Consider the following 15,984-nt stretch of genomic DNA (forward strand, 5'->3'; position numbering starts at 1 on the left):
AGAACTCAGCCCTGGTGGGGGTAGCGGACGCTGGTGGGCGGAACGAAGGTCTCCTTGACCGAGCGCGGGCTCGTCCAGCGGAGCAGGTTGAACACCGAACCGGCCTTGTCGTTGGTGCCGGACGCGCGGGCACCGCCGAAGGGCTGCTGGCCGACGACCGCGCCGGTCGGCTTGTCGTTGACGTAGAAGTTGCCGGCGGCGAAGCGCAGCGCCTCGGACGCCTTCGCGACGGCCGTGCGGTCGTTCGCGATGACCGCGCCGGTGAGCGCGTAGTCGGCGGTCTCGTCGACCAGCTTCAGGACGTCGTCGAAGCCCGTGTCGGTGCTGTCGTCGTAGACGTGCAGCGCGAGGATCGGGCCGAAGTACTCGGTGCGGAAAATCTCGTGGTCCGGGTTGTCCGACACCAGGATCGTCGGGCGCACGAAGTAGCCGACGCTGTCGTCGGCGGTGCCGCCGGCGATGACGTCGATCTCGGGGTCTTCGGCGGCGCTCTTCAGCACGGCCGCGTGCTTGTCGAAGGCGCGGCGGTCGATCACGGCGCCACCGAAGTTGTCCAGGTCGGTGACGTCGCCGTAGGTGATGGCCTCGGTCTCGGAGACCAGCTCGTCCTTGAGGCTCGCCCAGAGCGAACGCGGGACGTAGGCGCGGGACGCGGCCGAGCACTTCTGGCCCTGGTACTCGAAGGCGCCGCGGATCAGCGCGGTGCGCAGGACGTCGACGTCGGCGGAGGCGTGCGCGAGCACGAAGTCCTTGCCGCCGGTCTCGCCGACCAGGCGCGGGTACGTGCGGTAGCCGGAGATGTTGGCGCCGACGGTGGCCCACAGGTGTTGGAAGGTCGCGGTGGAACCGGTGAAGTGGATGCCGGCCAGGTCGCGGTGCGTCAGGGCGACCTCGGAGACGGCCTTGCCGTCACCCGGGAGCAGGTTGATGACGCCCGGCGGCATGCCGGCCTCTTCGAGCAGGCGCATCAGCATGTGCGCGGCGTAGCTCTGCGTCGGCGACGGCTTCCACAGCACGACGTTGCCCATCAGCGCGGGCGCGGTCGGCAGGTTGCCGGAGATCGCGGTGAAGTTGAACGGGGTGATGGCGTACACGAAGCCCTCGAGCGGGCGGTGCTCCATCCGGTTCCAGATACCGGGCGAGCTGACCGGCTGTTCGGCGAGGATCTGACGGCCGAACGCGACGTTGAACCGCCAGAAGTCGATCAGCTCGCAGGCGGAGTCGATCTCGGCCTGGAAGGCGGTCTTCGACTGGCCGAGCATGGTGGCGGCGTTCAGCTTGGCGCGCCACGGGCCGGCCAGCAGGTCGGCGGCGCGCAGGATGATCGCGGCGCGGTCGTCGAAGGACAGCGCGCGCCAGCCGGGGGCGGCGGCCTTCGCGGCGGCGATCGCGTCGTGGGTGTCCTGCGCGGTCGCGCTGTGGATGACGCCCAGCACGGCCTTGTGGTTGTGCGGCTGGACGACCTCGATCTTCTCGCCGCCGCCCTTGCGCTGCTCACCACCGATCGTCGCGGTGATGTCGATGGGGTCGGCGTTGCCCAGCGACTTGAGCGCGCCCTCGAGTTCAGCGCGCTCAGCGCTGCCCGGTGCGTAGTTCAGCACCGGCTCGTTCTTCGGGGCGGGGGTCTGGGTCACGGCGTCCACTGACTGCTCCTGACTGCACTTCGCCGGGTAGAGGTCTCATCCCGAACGGTAGACCTGACGGCCCGCTGAAGGATTGTCCGACTGGCTAGAATCAGGGTGACCATCTTGTCCGATCGGCTTAACCGGTGATCAAGACGACTACTCAGACGACCCCTGGCGCCTCCCTTAGGCATGTCCTCGCGACGCTCGGGGAACCGCTGGTCAGGGTGCTCACGGCCCCGGGCGGGCTCGGCGTCGGCGTGGAGGACGTCGTCATCCACGATCCGGAGGATCCGCCCGACGCCCATCCGGGTGATCTCGTTCTGGTGATCGGGGCCCGCGGGCGGTCGGCCGCGGGCGCGATCCGGGCGGCGGCGCGGTCCGGGGCGGCCGCCGTCGCGGTGAAGAACGGCATGGCCGTCGTGAACGTCGCGACCGACGCGGGGGTCGCGCTGATCGAGGTCGGCCACGAGGCACGCTGGGAGCAGGTCGAAGCCCTGGCCAGGGGCGTCGTCGACGCGGCCCGCGCGGGTGGCGAAGCGGATCACGGCGAGGTGCTGGGCGATCTGTTCTCGCTCGCGCAGACCATCGCGACGCTGACCGGCGGCCTGGTCAGCATCGAGGACACCGCGAGCCGCGTGCTGGCCTATTCGCGGGCGGGCGACGAGGTGGACGAGCTCCGCAGGCTATCGATCCTCGGCCGCGAAGGCCCGGAACGCTACCTCGCGATGCTGCGCGAATGGGGCGTGTACCAGCGCCTTCGCGCCGGTGAGGGCATCGTCCGCATCGACGAGCGGCCCGATCTCGGCATCCGGCGGCGGATCGCGGCCGGGATCCACGCCGGATCGCAGCCGCTGGGCACGATCTGGGTCCAGGAGGGCGCGCATCCGCTCACCGAAAGCGCGGAGGTCGCCTTGCTCGGTGCCAGCCGCGCGCTCGCGCCGCAGCTGATCCGGCACCGGACACTGCCCAGCCCGGAGCTCCGGCTGCGCGAGGATCTCCTGGCGGGACTGCTCGACGGCCGTCTCGACGCCGAGTCCGTCGCCGACGACATCGGCGCGGATCCCGGGAAACCGGCCATGGTGCTGGCGTTCTCCCTCCCCCGCGACCGGGCCGCGACCGACCGGCAGCTCCGGCGCGCGGAGCTGGTGCACCTGATCACCGTGCACACGGCCGCGTACCGGCGGAGCGCGCTGGTGAGCGTGATCGGCGGCCGGGTCTACGCGCTGCTGCCCGACCTCCCCGAGCACGCCGAACCGCGGATCCTGGCGCTGGCCAAGGAAATCGCCGGCACGGCACAACGGCATCTCGACGTCCGGGTGCGTGCCGCGCTGGGCGGGGTGGTCCCCAGCCTGTCCGACGCGGCGGCCTCGCGCGGCGACGCGGACCGCGTGCTGGCGACGATGGCGCGCGGGCACGGGACCGCGGACGTCGCCTCGCTGGCCGACGTCCGTGCCGAGGTCCTGCTCTCGGAGGTGCTCGCGTTCCTCGGCGAGCAGCCGAGGATCCGCGATCCGCGGCTGACCGATCTGGTCGCCCACGACGCCGAACACGGCGGCATCCTGGTGCCCGCCGTCCTCGCGTACCTCGACGCCTTCGGTGACGTCCGGAAGGCGGCGCGCGAGCTGAACATCCACCCGAACACGGTCCGCTACCGGGTGCGCCGCGCCGGCGAGGTGTCCGGGATCGACCTGGACGACCCCGCGCAGCGCATCCTCACCCAGCTCCTGTTGCGCCTTTAGGGTTCCCCTCCCGCATTTAGTCCTCTGGATGCGGGCAGGTCAGGAGACGGCCGCCAGGCTGCGAAGGCCGGCGACCTCGGCCAGCGCGCGATAGGAATCCAGCCGCTCCGCCTGGTCGAAAGTACTGGTGGTCACCAGGATCTCGTCGGCGCCGGTCTTGGCGACGAGATCGGCCAGCCAGTCGCCCACCTCGTCCGGGGTGCCGGCGAGCTGACCGTCGAGCGCCCGGTCCAGCCGTTCCCGGTCCCGGTCCGACAGCGGCCCGGCGAGGATCTCGTCCACCGGCGACAACGGCGGGAAGACACCGTGCGTCCGCGAGTAGACGGTCGACCACGCTTCCGGAATCAGCAGCCGCCGGGCCCGTTCGGCCGTCTCGGCGACCGCGATCGCCGTCGACACCACGACATACGGCCGCGAAGCCTGTGCGGAGGGGCGGAATCCGGAGCGGTATCCCTCGATGGCTTCGAGCATCGGCTCCACACCACGGACCGGCGCGATCACCAGCGGCAGCCCCAGTTCCGCGGCCAGGCGCGCCCCGGCACCGGTCGCCAGGAGGAACGCGGGCACGCGCAAGCCTTCCGCGGGAATGGCGTGCACACCCGGGAAGGTCGTCTGGTCGCCCGCGAGGAAGCCCAGCAGTTCGCGAACCTGGTCGCCGAAGCGATCGGCGTCGTCCTTCTCGTGCCCGAGCGCCTGCCGGACCCCGCCGGTGAACCCCACCGACCGGCCCAGCCCCATGTCGATCCGGCCGGGGAAAAGGGATTCGAGCACGCCGAACTGTTCCGCGACCACGAGCGGCCGGTGGTTCGGCAGCATCACACCGCCGGTGCCGACCCGGATCCGTCCGGTCGCCGAAGCGACGGCGGCCGCCAGCACCGTGGGCGCCGAACCGGCGACACCGGGCACGCTGTGATGTTCCGACACCCAGAACCGGTGATAGCCGAGCGCTTCGATGTCCCGCGCGAAGGCGACCGTGTCCCGCAGGGCGCGGGGCGCGTCGCCGCCGCGGCGGGTCGGGGACCGGTCCAGTACCGAAAGCGTGATCACCCTCGGGTCAACGCGGCCGGACCCGGCGGGCATTCCCCGCTCAGGGGCGCCAGCGCTCGCTGTAGTCCGGGTGGTCGGCGTGCGGCAGGGCCAGCAGCCGGAGGGTCAGGCACCAGTTCGTCCCGGCCTCGTCGGCGGGCACATGGCACGTCTCGCACCAGTACTCGTTGCCGTACAAGGGAAAACCGGGCACCTTCTCCGAGACCGTGGTGCGGTGCGCCTGCAGGAGCCGCCGGGTCGCCTCGATCTCGTTGATCATCTGATTGACCGTGTCGAGTTCGAGGTCGTTGAGCGAACGGATCTTCTTTTCGATGACGACCTTGGTCTCACCGCGGGTGAGCGATTCGTTGATCTCGGTTTTCTTGACCGCCTGCATGATCAACGCCTGGCGTTGCCCCACACGCGCGGCGAGAAAGGCGATCAGGTCGTCCACGGGTACTCCTTCGTCCTCCCCCAGCCTAGTGTTCGGAGGGAAATGTCGCTGGCAGGAGGCCCGGCGTTACGACCGGGTCCCGCGCGTCACACAGTCTCGTATCGATCCACCGCCCAGCTGTGACTGGTTTCTGGATCGACACGAAAGCGCAATCACTCCGCGAGCAAGAACGAAGGAAAAACGTGAATTCGTCACCGACGCCGCACGCGTCGTCACTTGATGCGTGCTAAGTGTCGTCCCGCGCCTTGCTCGGCTGGACGCGCTTCGGCTCGCCGGGCATCTTCGGGTAGTCCGGCGGATACGGCATCTCACCGAGGCCGTGGTCGCGCTCGTCCCGCGCGTACCACTCCAGCAGCGTCTCGATGCCGAACGCCTGCTCGTCCATCGGCGCGTGGAGGTCGCCGCGCTCGGCGTAGAACGCGCCCGCGGTGAGGACGTCGAAGTCGTCCGGGTCCACTTCGGTCAGCAGATCCCAGGTGAGCGGCGTCGACACCGTCGCCCGCGGGGTGCCGCGGACCGACCAGGACGACGCCACCGTGCGATCGCGGGCCGCCTGGTTGTAGTCGATGAAGACCCGGCCGCCGCGTTCTTCCTTCCACCACGCGATGGTCGCCTTGTCCGGGATCCGGCGCTCGACCTCGCGGCCCAGCGCGATCACCGCGTGCCGAACGTCGATGAAGTCCCACTCCGGCCGGATCCGCACCAGGACGTGCACGCCGCGGCCGCCCGAGGTCTTCGGGTAACCGACCAGCCCCGCCGAGTCGAGCACCTCGCGCACCACGCCCGCGACCTCGACCGCGTCGGCGAAGCCCGCCTCGTCCGGCGGGTCCACGTCGATGCGGAGTTCGTCGGGGTGGTCGACGTCGGGCCGCCGCACCGGCCACGGGTGGAAGTCGAAGGTGCCCAGGTTCGCCGCCCAGGCGAACACGGCGGGCTCGGTCGGGCAGACCTCGTCGGCGGTCCGGCCCGACGGGAAGGTGATCTTCGCGGTCTCCACCCACTCCGGGGCGCCCTTCGGCACGCGCTTGGCGTAGAACCACTCGCCCTCGACGCCGTCGACGTACCGCTTCAGCGTCGTCGGCCGCTCCCCGATCGCACGCAGCAACGGCTCACCGACGGCGACGTAGTGCTCCACGACCTGGCGCTTCGTGATCCCCCTTGCCGGGAAGTACACCTTGTCCGGGCTGGACACGCGGACCTTGCGCCCGCCCGCTTCGACCTCGATCGGCTCACCGTTCTTGGGCATGCGGACACCGTATCGCCGATCAGGGCCGGGGATCCGTCGCCAGAACGGCCATCGTGATGACGTCATGCCACTCGCCGTCCCACCACAGCGCCTGTCGCTGAAGCCCCTCGCGGACGAACCCGGCCTTCTCGTAGGCCCGGCGGGCACGCGGGTTGTAGTCGAAGACTTCGAGCGAGACGCGGTGCAGACCGACGACGTCGAACGCGTAGCCCAGGAGCAGCCCGGTCGCCTCGGTGCCGTAGCCCTTGCCGTAGAACTCCGGGCCGTTCAGCGCGATGCGGAACGACGCGGAGCGGTTGTCCTTGTCGATGTCGGTGAGCGCCAGGTCGCCGATGTGCGCGCGATCGGTCTTGCGCACGATCGCGTAATCCGCGCGATCGTCCAGGCCCGGCCGTCCGGCCAGCCAGGTCCGGACCTGTTCGGGGGTGAACTCGGTGTGCGTGCCGGTCAGCCTGCGGCTTTCCGGTTCCCGCAGGGCCTCCCAGCCGGTCTCGAAGTACGACTCGTCGAGCTGGGTGAGCACGACGTTCTCGCCGGTGAGTTCGGGCTGCGTCCGCAGCGCCTCGGTGTCGATCACAGCGGACACGGTACGGTTGAGGCGGTGTCCGGCCGTACCAAATTAATCCTCGCGCTCACCGTGCTCGCCCTCTTCGTGGCGGCCGCGGTCCTGCTGCCGATCCCGAGTCCGGCCGGGCTGCGGGCCTGGGCGGCCGAGACCGGCCCCGCCACTCCCCTGGTCTTCTTCCTGGCCTATTCGGTGCTCACCGTGGCGCCGATCCCGCGCACCGTGTTCAACCTGGCGGGCGGGCTGCTGCTCGGCGCCACCACGGGCATCGTCGTCGGCATCCTGGCGACCACGGTCGCGTCCGCGCTCTCGTTCGCTCTTTCGAGGGCACTCGGCCGCGATCTGGTCACCCGGCACCTGCACCGGGCGAAGGTCCGCGCGGTCAACGAGCGGCTTTCGGACGGCGGCGTCCTGGCGATCACCTCCTTACGGCTGATCCCGATGGTGCCGTTCGCTCCGTTCAGTTACCTGTGCGGAGTGTCATCGGTCCGTTTCGCCCCGTATCTGATCGGGACCGCGCTCGGCAGCCTCCCGGGGACGGTCGCGGTCGTCGTCCTCGGCGACGCGCTGACCGGGGAAACACCGCCCGCCCTGCTGATCTGTTACGCCGTGTTCGCCGCGGCGGGGGCCATCGGACTGGTGAAGGTCTTCCGGCGCAAAGCCCTGCCGGTGCCCGATCCGAGCGACGAGGAAGAATTGCCCGCCTCCGCACCGGCGAGCTGACGGGGAGCCGAAACCGCCGCCCGCTACACTCGATCGGGTGCGCGGGACCTGTCAGGCCGCGTAGCGCCACCATCACCCGGAGAATGTGTCAGGAGCAGTCGCCATCGACACCGGTCAGCTGATCGCTGGGCACTATCGCCTGGTCGAGCAAATTGGTAGCGGTGCCATGGGGGTGGTCTGGCGTGCCATCGATGTCCGCCTCGAGCGCTCGGTGGCGGTCAAGCAGATCCTCCCGCAGCCGGGTGTCTCCGAGGCCGAACGTGACAACATGCGCCAGCGCGCCATGCGCGAGGCGAAGAACGCGGCCCGTTTCCAGCACCCGAACGCGATCGTGGTGTTCGACATCGCCGAGCACGGCGGCGACCCCTGCCTGGTGATGGAGTACCTGAACGGCCCGAGCCTCTCGGCGATCATCTCCGAGGAAGGCACGCTGCCGCTCGGGCGCGTCGCGAAGATCGGCGAGCAGGTCGCGTCGGCGCTGGTCGCCGCGCACCGCGCCGGGATCGTGCACCGCGACGTCAAACCGGGCAACATCCTGATCGACGAATCCGGCACCGCGAAGATCACCGACTTCGGTATTTCCCGCGCCGCCGGAGACATGACGCTCACCCAGACCGGCCTGATCGGCGGCACGCCGGCGTACCTCGCGCCCGAGCTGGCACGCGGCTCGGATCCGGTGCCCAGCTCCGACGTCTTCGCGCTCGGCGCGACGCTCTACCAGGCGATCGAGGGCCAGACCCCGTACGGGAACAGTTCGAACCAGCTGGCGCTGCTGTACGCCGCCGCGAACGGGCAGATCAACCCGCCGCAGCAGGCGGGCCCCGCGACGGCGCTGCTGATGAGCCTCCTGCGCACCGAGCCGACCGAGCGCCCCAGCATGGCCGAGGCCAGGGAACGCCTCGCCGCGCTGGCGGCGAACGAATCCGCCGCGGGCACGGCGGCGTCGCCCCGGCTCTTCGGGGCGGGCGGCGGCAGACAGCCGGCCGTGCCCGACACCCCGGGACACGGCCTTCCCGGCGGAGACCGGCCACCGTGGCAGCGGACCGACAAGCCGGCCCAGTCCGCCGCGGCGGCTCCGCCGCAGCCCACCAAGACCCACTCGCCGACGGCCGCCTTCATCCCGATGCGCTCGCCGTCCGCCCCGCCGAACACGCCGCCGCGTCCGGTCGCCGCGATGAGCCCGCCGCCGTCCGCGGCCGCCCCGATGCGGCCGTCGCCGGCCAAGCCCGCCGACGCCAAGCGCAAGGCCGTCCTGTTCGCGGGCGCCGGTGCCGCCGTCGTGGTGATCGCCGTGATCGTGTTCCTGGTGCTGAATTCGGGCAACGGGGGCAACACCCAGGGCGGCAACAACGCCGGGGCGAACCCGCAGCCCGGCACCTCCGCGCCGCCGAAGAGCGGCTCCTCTTCGTCCCGCCCCGCGCCCGCGGGCCTGGGGAAGACCCCGAGCGAGAAGGTCACCAGCTACTCCAGCGTGGGGCAATTCCTGCTGGACTTCTTCGACACCGACAAGATCGGCACCTCCGCGAGCTGGAACAAGCTCACGGAGGCCGCGAAAGCTGTCTATGGCTCGGAGCAGGCCTTCGCCGACTACTGGGCCGCGCACAAGGTGACCAGTGCCGACTCCGCGCGGGCGGACAGCGGAGGCGGCAACCCCGACGGCTCGATCGACATGAACATCACGCTCAACAAGGGAGCACGTCCGGCACTGCGCGTGGTCCAGGTCGGCGGGCAGTACCTCATCGACGCCGACACGCGAGTACTCGGCAACTGACGCAGCGTGGCGGTGGTGAGACCCGCCTCGCTGGTGGTAGGCCAATCGCCGCTCGTGGCTTACTGTTGCTCCATGGCCGATAGCGGACCTTTCGGACCTGGCCAGAATCCTCGCTTCCAGGAGGACCTGGTAGGCCTCGACCCGTACGATCCCGAAGCCCGGGCCTTCGCCGAGCATCTGGACCGCATCGAACGCTGCGGCCCGAACTTCACCGTGGAGGCCTGCCTCGACGGCGTCTCCGATTTCGCCGACTCCAGCAACCGCCTCGGCGGCCTTCGCTGGTGGGTTTCGGCACTCGTCGTGGTCCTCATCGTGCTCGGCGTGATGGTCACCGCATGGGACATCATCGGCCGGGCCATCGCGTGGCTCGCGGGGTAACGTGGAACCGGTGAAAGGCATGAAACCCGTTGTCGGAGCCACGCCGCGCGTGGTCAAGTCCGAGCAGGAATGGCGGGAGCAGCTCAGCCCCGACGAGTACGCCGTCCTTCGCCAGGCGGGCACCGAGCGTCCCTTCACCGGTGAGTACACCGATGAGAAGACCACCGGCGTCTACCAGTGCCGAGCCTGTGGTGCCGAACTGTTCCGCAGCGACACGAAATTCGACAGCCATTGCGGCTGGCCGTCGTTCTACGACCCGGCCGACAGCGACGCCGTCCTCCTCCGCGAGGACACCACCATGGGGATGCGCCGGATCGAGGTGCTGTGCAAGTCGTGCCACAGCCACCTCGGGCACGTCTTCGAAGGCGAGGGTTACGCCACGCCGACGGATCAGCGGTACTGCATCAACTCGATCTCGCTGAAGCTCGTTCCCGAGTCGTAACCGAACGAAGCGAACCACCGCCCTCCTCGACGCGTTCACCATGAACAGGACAGCGTCGGGGAGGGCGGTGTTTTCATGAACGAACCCTGGGGAATCACCGGACCGGCTTTCGCCTGGCTCTACGGAGTCTGTGCCGTGGTGCCGATCGCGCTCGCCGTGGTGCACGAACTGTGGCTGCGTCGTGACACCGGGGCCAGGACGGTGCCGGGCCTCCATCACCTGGCCGCGCTGGCGGGCGGCGTGGAGCGGGTCACCGACACCGTCGTCGCAGGGCTGCTCGAACGCAACCTCCTGCGGCCCGACAGCCGGGGAATCCTGCACCCGATCCGGCCGGTCCCGGCCGACGGGTTCGAGCGCGCGGCCGTCTCGTTCTTACCCGGCAACGGAATCGGCCTGCGCGAGCTGCGCTCCAGGATGGCCCGGCACGACGTCGTCCGGGAACTGCGCGCCGATCTGGAGCGGCGGGGCCTGTTCGTTCACGAGCACCGCCGCCGGAGGGGCTGGCAGTATGCGATCGTCGCGTACCTGGCCATCTTCGCGTTGGGGATCGCGAGGCTGGCGAACGCCGTACCGCTGAAGCGGCCGATCGGCGCCCTCGTCGTCCTGGTGATCGTCGTGGCGGGCGCGATCGGCCTGGCCGTGTGGCGGCAACTTCCGGAGCGCTCGGGCCGGGCGACGGCCGCGGGCGACCTGGCGCTCCACTACGGCGACTGGGATCGCGATCTCGGCCGCACCACGGCCGGGCGGGTGGCCCTCCGCGGGTTGGGCGCCTTCCCCGACCAGGTCGTCGTGGGCGCGCTGAGCAAGACCGGCGTGTTCGCCCGCACGGCGAGCACCTGCGGCGCAGGCGCGTCGTACGCCGTCGGATCGTCGTGCGGTGGTGGATCTTCCTCCTCCTGCGGCGGAGGTTCTTCCTGCGGTGGTGGCGGTGGCGGTGGCGGAGGTGGTTGCGGTGGCTGACTTCCTGTGGCTCTATACGCCGTCGATCGCGCTCCCGGTCACGGTCGCGGCGCTTAACGTCCGCTGGCTCCGGCGCGGCTTCCACGATGGCGGCAGGCTGCCGAGCGTGCGGCACGTGGCGGCCTTGGCGGGCGGGACCGCGCGGGTCACCGAAACGGTGGTCGCCTCGATGCTGGAACGCGAACAGGCCCGGCTCGGCCGTTCGGGCAGGCTCTACCGCACGCCCCTGGTCCCGGCCGACCCGCTGGGACGGGAGCTCGCCGGTCACCTGTCGTCGTTCCCCGGCCACTGGTTGCGGACGACGATGAGCCGCGGCCCTGCGATGCGGGCGCTGTGGGCCGAGCTGGGCGGCCGCGGCCTGGTCGTCGCGGAAGGACGGCGACGGCTCACGTGGAGGATCACGGCCGTCGTCTATGCCGCCCTGCTGGCGGCCGGGACGGTCCGCTGGATCGTCAGCGGCGCCGGTGTGGTCCTGATCGTGCTTCTCGTCGTCGCGCTGGCGCTGCTGATCGTCAGCCTCCGGCTCGGCCGGACCGACTACGCGGGCAGGACGACCACCGCGGGCCGGGCGGTGCTGGCCGAGGCGGAGACGGATCGAAGCCTCGTCTCGGGTGCGGCGGGCGCGGTGGCCATCGGCGGCTTCGCCGCGTATCCCGATCGCGAGGTCGCCGCCATCCTGAGCCGCTACGGCGGGCGTCCGGGCAAGGACACCCGCACGTTCGCCTGGGGCGGCGGGACCGACTACAGCGTCTCCGGCGGCAGCGGCGGCTTCTGACGTCCGGCGAATCACGGAACCACGACCGGACGGGAAAGCGTCCGACTACGGTAAGCGCACCTGCTCGTGAAAGGGCCCTTGCGATGGAAGACACCTGGGGTATTCCCGGACCCACGTTCCTGGCGATCTACGGCGCCCTGATCGTGTTCCCGGTGGTCGTCGGTCTCGTGTGGACGATCGTCGCCAAACTCGGTGGCAAAGCGCCGCGCGCCGAAGTGAGCGGCCCGCAACCGACGGTGTACGAGTTCGCCTATCTCGCCGGCGGTCCGGACCGGGTGGTCGACACGGCCATCGCGACGCTTGTCGACCGCGGGACCTTGCGGGTCAGCAGTACGAAGCAGCTCCAGCTCACCGGTCCCGAACCCGCCGACCCGATCGAAAAGGCCGTCGCCAAGGGCGCCAAGCCGGGCTACAACGCCACGACCCGCGGCATCCGTGACCGGCTGCGGCTGTCGGGTCCGATGCAGGCGCTCGCCAAGGATCTGGAGGCACGGGGGCTGGTCGTCGTCGACCAGACGCCGCGGATCCGCCGGGTCGTGTACTTCCTGTACCTCGCCGTGCTCGTGCTCGGTGTCGTCCGCCTGATCGCCGGCATCGCCGGTGACCGGCCCGTCGGTTACCTCATCCCGCTGCTGATCTCGGCCGTGTTCGCGACGGTGATCTCCCGTGCGCTCAAGAACAAGCGGCCGGGCCCGCGTCCGACCGGCGAGGGCGCCCGGGTCCTCCACAAGGCCAGGTCCGCCCACGGGCGGGAGCGCAAACGCGGCATCCCGAACGGGCCGGGGTACGCCGGCGCGGCCGGTGCCGGGTTGCTGGGCGGCGCCGCGGCGGCGGTCGCGTTCGGCGGCCTCGCCTCGTATCCCGATGAGGAGCTGAGCGCGGCCCTGATCCCGCCGCCGGTCTCCAGCGGTTTCGGCGGCGGTTCGTCCGGCGGCTCTTCGTGCAGCAGCGGCGGAAGCTCGTGCAGCAGCGGAAGCAGTGGCGGCGGCGGTTGCGGTGGCGGCGGCTGTGGCGGCTGACGCGCCGGGCAGGCTCGGGATCGGCATCGGCTGGCGGCACGAGCTGGATCTGTCGATCGCGCGGCTGCCCGGCGTCGACTGGGTCGAGGTCGTCGCCGAGAACCTGCACGCCGGGCATCTTCCCGAAACCCTGATCGCGTTGCGCGACAAGGGAATGCCGGTCCTACCGCACGCGGTGTCGCTGTCGCTGGGCGGCGCGGAGCCGCTCGACACCACGCGCGTCGAGCATCTCGCGGAGGTCACCCGCGAGCTCGGCGCGCCGATGGCCAGCGACCACGTGTGCTTCGTGCGCGCGGGCGGCCTCGACTCGGGACATCTGATGCCGCTCCCCCGCACCCGGGAAGCGCTCGACGTCCTGGTGGACAACGTCAAACTGGCGCAGTCCATCGTGGAGGTCCCGTTCGCGCTGGAGAACATCGCGGCCGTGCTGGACTGGCCGGACGCGGAGTTCACCGAGTCGGAATTCCTGCGGGAGCTCACCGACCGGACCGGCTGCCTGCTGATCATCGACGTCGCCAACCTGTACGCCAACGCCCGCAACCTCGGCACCGATCCCGAACGGTTCCTCGACGAGATCCCGTGGGAACGGCTGGCGTACACGCATATGGCCGGCGGCGTCGAACGCGACGGCGTCTACCACGACACGCACGCCCATCCGGTGGTGCCGGAGGTGCTGGACCTGCTGCGCGAACTGCGGCGCCGCACCGAGCCGCCGGGTGTCCTGCTGGAACGCGACGACGCCTACCCGTCCGACACCGAACTCGCGGCGGAGCTGGCCGCGTTGCGTGAAGCGGTTTCGCCGTGACTGCGCCCCGGGAGCGGCTGGCCGCCCAGCAGGCCGAGCTGCTCAAGGCGCTCCTCGCGGGAGGCGATGCCCCGGCAGGCTTCGACGCGGAAAGGCTCCGTATCGAGGCCAACGTCCTGCGGAACAAGCAAAGCAGGCTGGTCGCCTACCTCCGCCCCGATCTCGCCGAGGCACTCGGCGACCGGTTCGCCGCGCTGTTCCGCGAGTACGCGACGAGCCACCCGAAGACCGACACGATCCGCGCCCGGGCCTACGCGGACGCTTTCGGCGCGTGGCTGGTGGAACGCGGCAAGGTCCCGAAGCCCCGGGGCCGGCTCGCGACCTGGCTCCGCCGCATTTAGGCCGTGTCTCTCAAACGCACCTCGGTCTGAGAGACACGTCTTTAGGCGGCTGAATGCGGACCGTTCACCAGACCGGGCGGTCGCTCCCCGCCACGTGCGTCGCTGCCGTCCACTGTGGATTCGAGCCCGGCAGGGTGCCCGCCATCTTGACCCGCGTGACCCGCCCGAGCTGCCCGTCGACCTCTTCGAGCCATTCGCCGCCGTCGAAACCGGCGGGCCCGGCTTCCTTGCGCCCCAAGGAGTTCAACCACTCCCCAGTCCCGGCGAGCGAGGTCCGGACGTGCCGGCTGCCGCCCTCGGTGGCCGCCTGGCGGACGGCGATCATGATCGCCGCCGCGGTGAGCCAGCCGGTCGCGTGGTCGAGCGCCTGCACCGGGAGCGGTCCCGGTCCGTCGAGCCCGGCCGTCTTGCCGCCCTCGTCGGCGATGCCCGACGCCATCTGCACCAGGCTGTCGAACCCGCGCCTGCGCGCCCACGGCCCTTCCCAGCCGTAGGCGGACAGGTCCGCGACCACGATGCCCGGGCGGAGCTCGGCGATCGCTTCCGGCGAGAAACCCTTGGCCACCAGCGATCCCGGCCGGAAACCCTGCAGGACGACGTCGGCCCGGGCGATCAGCTTGCGCAGCCGCGAGCGTCCGGCTTCGGTCTCCAGGTCGACGTACGCCGAGAGCTTGCCCATCCCGGTGTCGACGGCCAGCGGCGGCACGGTCGGCAGCTGGGCCGACCCGATGTGCATGACGGTCGCCCCGTGCGCGGCGAGCACGCGGCCCGCCACCGGCCCGGCGATGACGTGGGTCAGGTCCAGGATCCGCACCCCGCCCAGCGGCCGGTCGGACTCGAACAACCGCACGGGTTCCGACGCCCCGAGCGGCCGGATCTCGGCGACCGGCAACCCGGACGACGCCTGTCCTTGCTTGTGCGCCAGCCACTCCTCGCGCGAGCGCAGCACGGCGGCGGCACCGCCGGCGCCGACGACCGCCGACTCGACCTCGTACTTCGACTTGGCCGCGACGACCTTCTCGAACGCCGCGCGGGTCGCGGGCACGCCCAGACCCCAGCACACCGCGGACACGTGACGCGGGTAGTTGCAGTGCAGCCGCACCCAGCCGTCGTTCGCGCGGTAGTCGCCGGACAGCGGCGCGCTGAAGGGCACCGGCTCGCCGTCGACCCGGATGTACTGCTCGCTGCGGAACGACGCCGCGGCGTGCCGGGTGTCGACCGAGACCTTGCCCGGCTCGATTCCCCGTAGCCGCAACAGTTCCCCGGCGGCCAGCGTCGCCGCGGCGATACTCGTCGTCGCCGCCTCCTCGACCCGGAAGGTCCCGGGCAGCACCGACTCGGGGCCGGTGATCTCGACGGCGTCTTCGGCGAGGGTGTCGCCGGTGAGCGTGGTCCAGACGCGCGCGTCCACGGAGGCCTTCACTAGGGCAGGAGCGCGATCAGCTCGGCCGGTTCCACCTTGGTCCCGGTGTAGAACGGGATCTCCTCGCGCACGTGGAGCCGCGCCTCGGTGCCGCGCAGATGACGCATCAGGTCGACGATGCGGTGCAGCTCGTCGGCCTCGAAGGCCAGGATCCACTCGTAGTCGCCCAGCGCGAACGACGCGACGGTGTTGGCGCGGACGTCCGGGTAGTCGCGGGCCTCCTTGCCGTGGTCGGCGAGCATCTTGCGGCGCTCGTCGTCCGGCAGCAGGTACCACTCGTAGGAGCGGACGAACGGGTAGACGCAGATGAACTTGCGGGCCTCTTCACCGGCGAGGAACGCCGGGATGTGGCTCTTGTTGAACTCCGCCGGTCGGTGCAGCGCGACCTGGCTCCACACCGGTGCCGACGCGCGGCCGAGCGGGGTGTGCCGGAAGCCACTGTAGGCCGCCTGGACCTGCTCGATCTCCTCGGCGTGCCACCAGATCATGTAGTCGGCGTCGGCGCGCAGCCCCGAGAGGTCGTAGACACCGCGGACGACGACGCCCTTGGCCTCCAGCGCGTCGAGGTACTCGGTGGTCTCCGCGGTCGCCTTCTCGCGGTCCTCGCCGAGCTTGCCCTGCTCGGCCCGGAAGACCGACCAGGCGGTGTAGCGGATGGTGTCATTGAGCTCGTTGTAGTTCAGCCGCGCCAT

The 15,984-nt window shown here is 70.8% G+C and carries 17 protein-coding genes; 10 read left to right on the forward strand and 7 right to left on the reverse strand.

Translation table 11 applies throughout. From position 1 onward, the window contains the following. Positions 1-5: 5 nt before the first annotated feature. On the reverse strand, positions 6-1,643 hold the full coding sequence (pruA, locus tag H4W30_RS26610; protein ID WP_192745340.1) for an L-glutamate gamma-semialdehyde dehydrogenase: 1,638 nt from the start codon (positions 1,641-1,643) through the stop codon (positions 6-8). A gap of 128 nt (positions 1,644-1,771) precedes the next feature. On the opposite strand from pruA, the gene H4W30_RS26615 reads away from it, so the two are divergent. Next, complete coding sequence (locus tag H4W30_RS26615; protein ID WP_192746830.1) at positions 1,772-3,364, forward strand: PucR family transcriptional regulator; 1,593 nt, start codon at positions 1,772-1,774, stop codon at positions 3,362-3,364. A 39-nt stretch (positions 3,365-3,403) separates the two neighbouring features. Here the strand turns inward: H4W30_RS26615 and H4W30_RS26620 are convergent, their stop codons facing one another. The 4 genes from H4W30_RS26620 to H4W30_RS26635 all read right to left on the reverse strand — a co-directional run bounded on the left by H4W30_RS26620 (position 3,404) and on the right by H4W30_RS26635 (position 6,667). Beyond that, a complete protein-coding gene (locus H4W30_RS26620) occupies positions 3,404-4,444 on the reverse strand; it encodes an LLM class flavin-dependent oxidoreductase (RefSeq protein WP_192745341.1) in 1,041 nt (346 codons plus the stop codon). Between the two features lie 7 nt (positions 4,445-4,451). Continuing rightward, the gene (locus H4W30_RS26625; protein ID WP_034318123.1) at positions 4,452-4,844 is read right to left on the reverse strand and encodes a DUF6221 family protein; all 393 of its coding nucleotides are present in this window, start codon (positions 4,842-4,844) and stop codon (positions 4,452-4,454) included. Between the two features lie 226 nt (positions 4,845-5,070). Further along, on the reverse strand, positions 5,071-6,090 hold the full coding sequence (locus H4W30_RS26630) for a DNA polymerase domain-containing protein (RefSeq protein WP_192745342.1): 1,020 nt from the start codon (positions 6,088-6,090) through the stop codon (positions 5,071-5,073). Between the two features lie 19 nt (positions 6,091-6,109). Beyond that, positions 6,110-6,667, reverse strand: coding sequence for a GNAT family N-acetyltransferase (locus H4W30_RS26635; RefSeq protein WP_192745343.1), 558 nt, complete (start codon positions 6,665-6,667; stop codon positions 6,110-6,112). A gap of 24 nt (positions 6,668-6,691) precedes the next feature. Between H4W30_RS26635 and H4W30_RS26640 the strand changes: the two genes are divergently transcribed. The 9 genes from H4W30_RS26640 (at position 6,692) to H4W30_RS26680 (ending at position 13,869) form a co-directional block, all read left to right on the forward strand. Beyond that, the gene (locus H4W30_RS26640) at positions 6,692-7,378 is read left to right on the forward strand and encodes a TVP38/TMEM64 family protein (RefSeq protein ID WP_192745344.1); all 687 of its coding nucleotides are present in this window, start codon (positions 6,692-6,694) and stop codon (positions 7,376-7,378) included. A 166-nt stretch (positions 7,379-7,544) separates the two neighbouring features. After that, the gene (locus H4W30_RS26645) at positions 7,545-9,149 is read left to right on the forward strand and encodes a serine/threonine-protein kinase (protein ID WP_378234196.1); all 1,605 of its coding nucleotides are present in this window, start codon (positions 7,545-7,547) and stop codon (positions 9,147-9,149) included. Positions 9,150-9,221: 72 nt separating this feature from the next. Beyond that, positions 9,222-9,527, forward strand: coding sequence for a hypothetical protein (locus H4W30_RS26650; RefSeq protein ID WP_016333002.1), 306 nt, complete (start codon positions 9,222-9,224; stop codon positions 9,525-9,527). Positions 9,528-9,546: 19 nt separating this feature from the next. Further along, positions 9,547-9,969, forward strand: coding sequence for a peptide-methionine (R)-S-oxide reductase MsrB (msrB, locus tag H4W30_RS26655; protein ID WP_192745346.1), 423 nt, complete (start codon positions 9,547-9,549; stop codon positions 9,967-9,969). A gap of 75 nt (positions 9,970-10,044) precedes the next feature. Further along, on the forward strand, positions 10,045-10,929 hold the full coding sequence (locus H4W30_RS26660) for a TIGR04222 domain-containing membrane protein (protein WP_192745347.1): 885 nt from the start codon (positions 10,045-10,047) through the stop codon (positions 10,927-10,929). Further along, on the forward strand, positions 10,922-11,704 hold the full coding sequence (locus H4W30_RS26665; protein WP_192745348.1) for a TIGR04222 domain-containing membrane protein: 783 nt from the start codon (positions 10,922-10,924) through the stop codon (positions 11,702-11,704). The genes H4W30_RS26660 and H4W30_RS26665 overlap by 8 nt, the downstream gene beginning before the upstream one ends. 83 nt (positions 11,705-11,787) lie before the next feature. Then, entirely contained in the window at positions 11,788-12,723 is a 936-nt protein-coding gene (locus H4W30_RS26670; RefSeq protein ID WP_192745349.1) for a TIGR04222 domain-containing membrane protein, read from the forward strand. Then, positions 12,713-13,528: a DUF692 domain-containing protein gene (locus tag H4W30_RS26675; RefSeq protein WP_318780678.1), complete on the forward strand. Its 816-nt coding sequence runs from the start codon at positions 12,713-12,715 to the stop codon at positions 13,526-13,528. The genes H4W30_RS26670 and H4W30_RS26675 overlap by 11 nt, the downstream gene beginning before the upstream one ends. Then, positions 13,525-13,869 carry a putative DNA-binding domain-containing protein gene (locus H4W30_RS26680; protein WP_192745351.1) on the forward strand — a complete coding sequence of 115 codons (345 nt, stop codon included), beginning with the start codon at positions 13,525-13,527 and terminating at the stop codon, positions 13,867-13,869. Before H4W30_RS26675 ends, H4W30_RS26680 begins: the two co-directional genes overlap by 4 nt. Positions 13,870-13,933: 64 nt before the next feature. On the opposite strand, the gene H4W30_RS26685 is transcribed toward H4W30_RS26680, so the two are convergent. Then, positions 13,934-15,280, reverse strand: coding sequence for a CoA transferase (locus tag H4W30_RS26685; RefSeq protein WP_192745352.1), 1,347 nt, complete (start codon positions 15,278-15,280; stop codon positions 13,934-13,936). Between the two features lie 11 nt (positions 15,281-15,291). Next, positions 15,292-15,984: a hydrogen peroxide-dependent heme synthase gene (gene hemQ, locus H4W30_RS26690; protein ID WP_192745353.1), complete on the reverse strand. Its 693-nt coding sequence runs from the start codon at positions 15,982-15,984 to the stop codon at positions 15,292-15,294.

This window comes from Amycolatopsis roodepoortensis (assembly GCF_014873915.1).
Taxonomy (GTDB): domain Bacteria; phylum Actinomycetota; class Actinomycetes; order Mycobacteriales; family Pseudonocardiaceae; genus Amycolatopsis; species Amycolatopsis roodepoortensis.

Bases quoted from the DNA above. Each gene is read 5' to 3' on its own strand.
- H4W30_RS26650 (WP_016333002.1), top strand. From the start codon at position 9,222: ATGGCCGATAGCGGACCTTTCGGACCTGGCCAGAATCCTCGCTTCCAG.
- H4W30_RS26670 (WP_192745349.1), top strand. From the start codon at position 11,788: ATGGAAGACACCTGGGGTATTCCCGGACCCACGTTCCTGGCGATCTAC.
- H4W30_RS26660 (WP_192745347.1), top strand. From the start codon at position 10,045: ATGAACGAACCCTGGGGAATCACCGGACCGGCTTTCGCCTGGCTCTAC.
- hemQ (WP_192745353.1), bottom strand. From the start codon at position 15,984: ATGGCGCGGCTGAACTACAACGAGCTCAATGACACCATCCGCTACACC.
- H4W30_RS26620 (WP_192745341.1), bottom strand. From the start codon at position 4,444: ATGCCCGCCGGGTCCGGCCGCGTTGACCCGAGGGTGATCACGCTTTCG.
- H4W30_RS26630 (WP_192745342.1), bottom strand. From the start codon at position 6,090: ATGCCCAAGAACGGTGAGCCGATCGAGGTCGAAGCGGGCGGGCGCAAG.
- H4W30_RS26645 (WP_378234196.1), top strand. From the start codon at position 7,545: ATGGGGGTGGTCTGGCGTGCCATCGATGTCCGCCTCGAGCGCTCGGTG.
- msrB (WP_192745346.1), top strand. From the start codon at position 9,547: ATGAAACCCGTTGTCGGAGCCACGCCGCGCGTGGTCAAGTCCGAGCAG.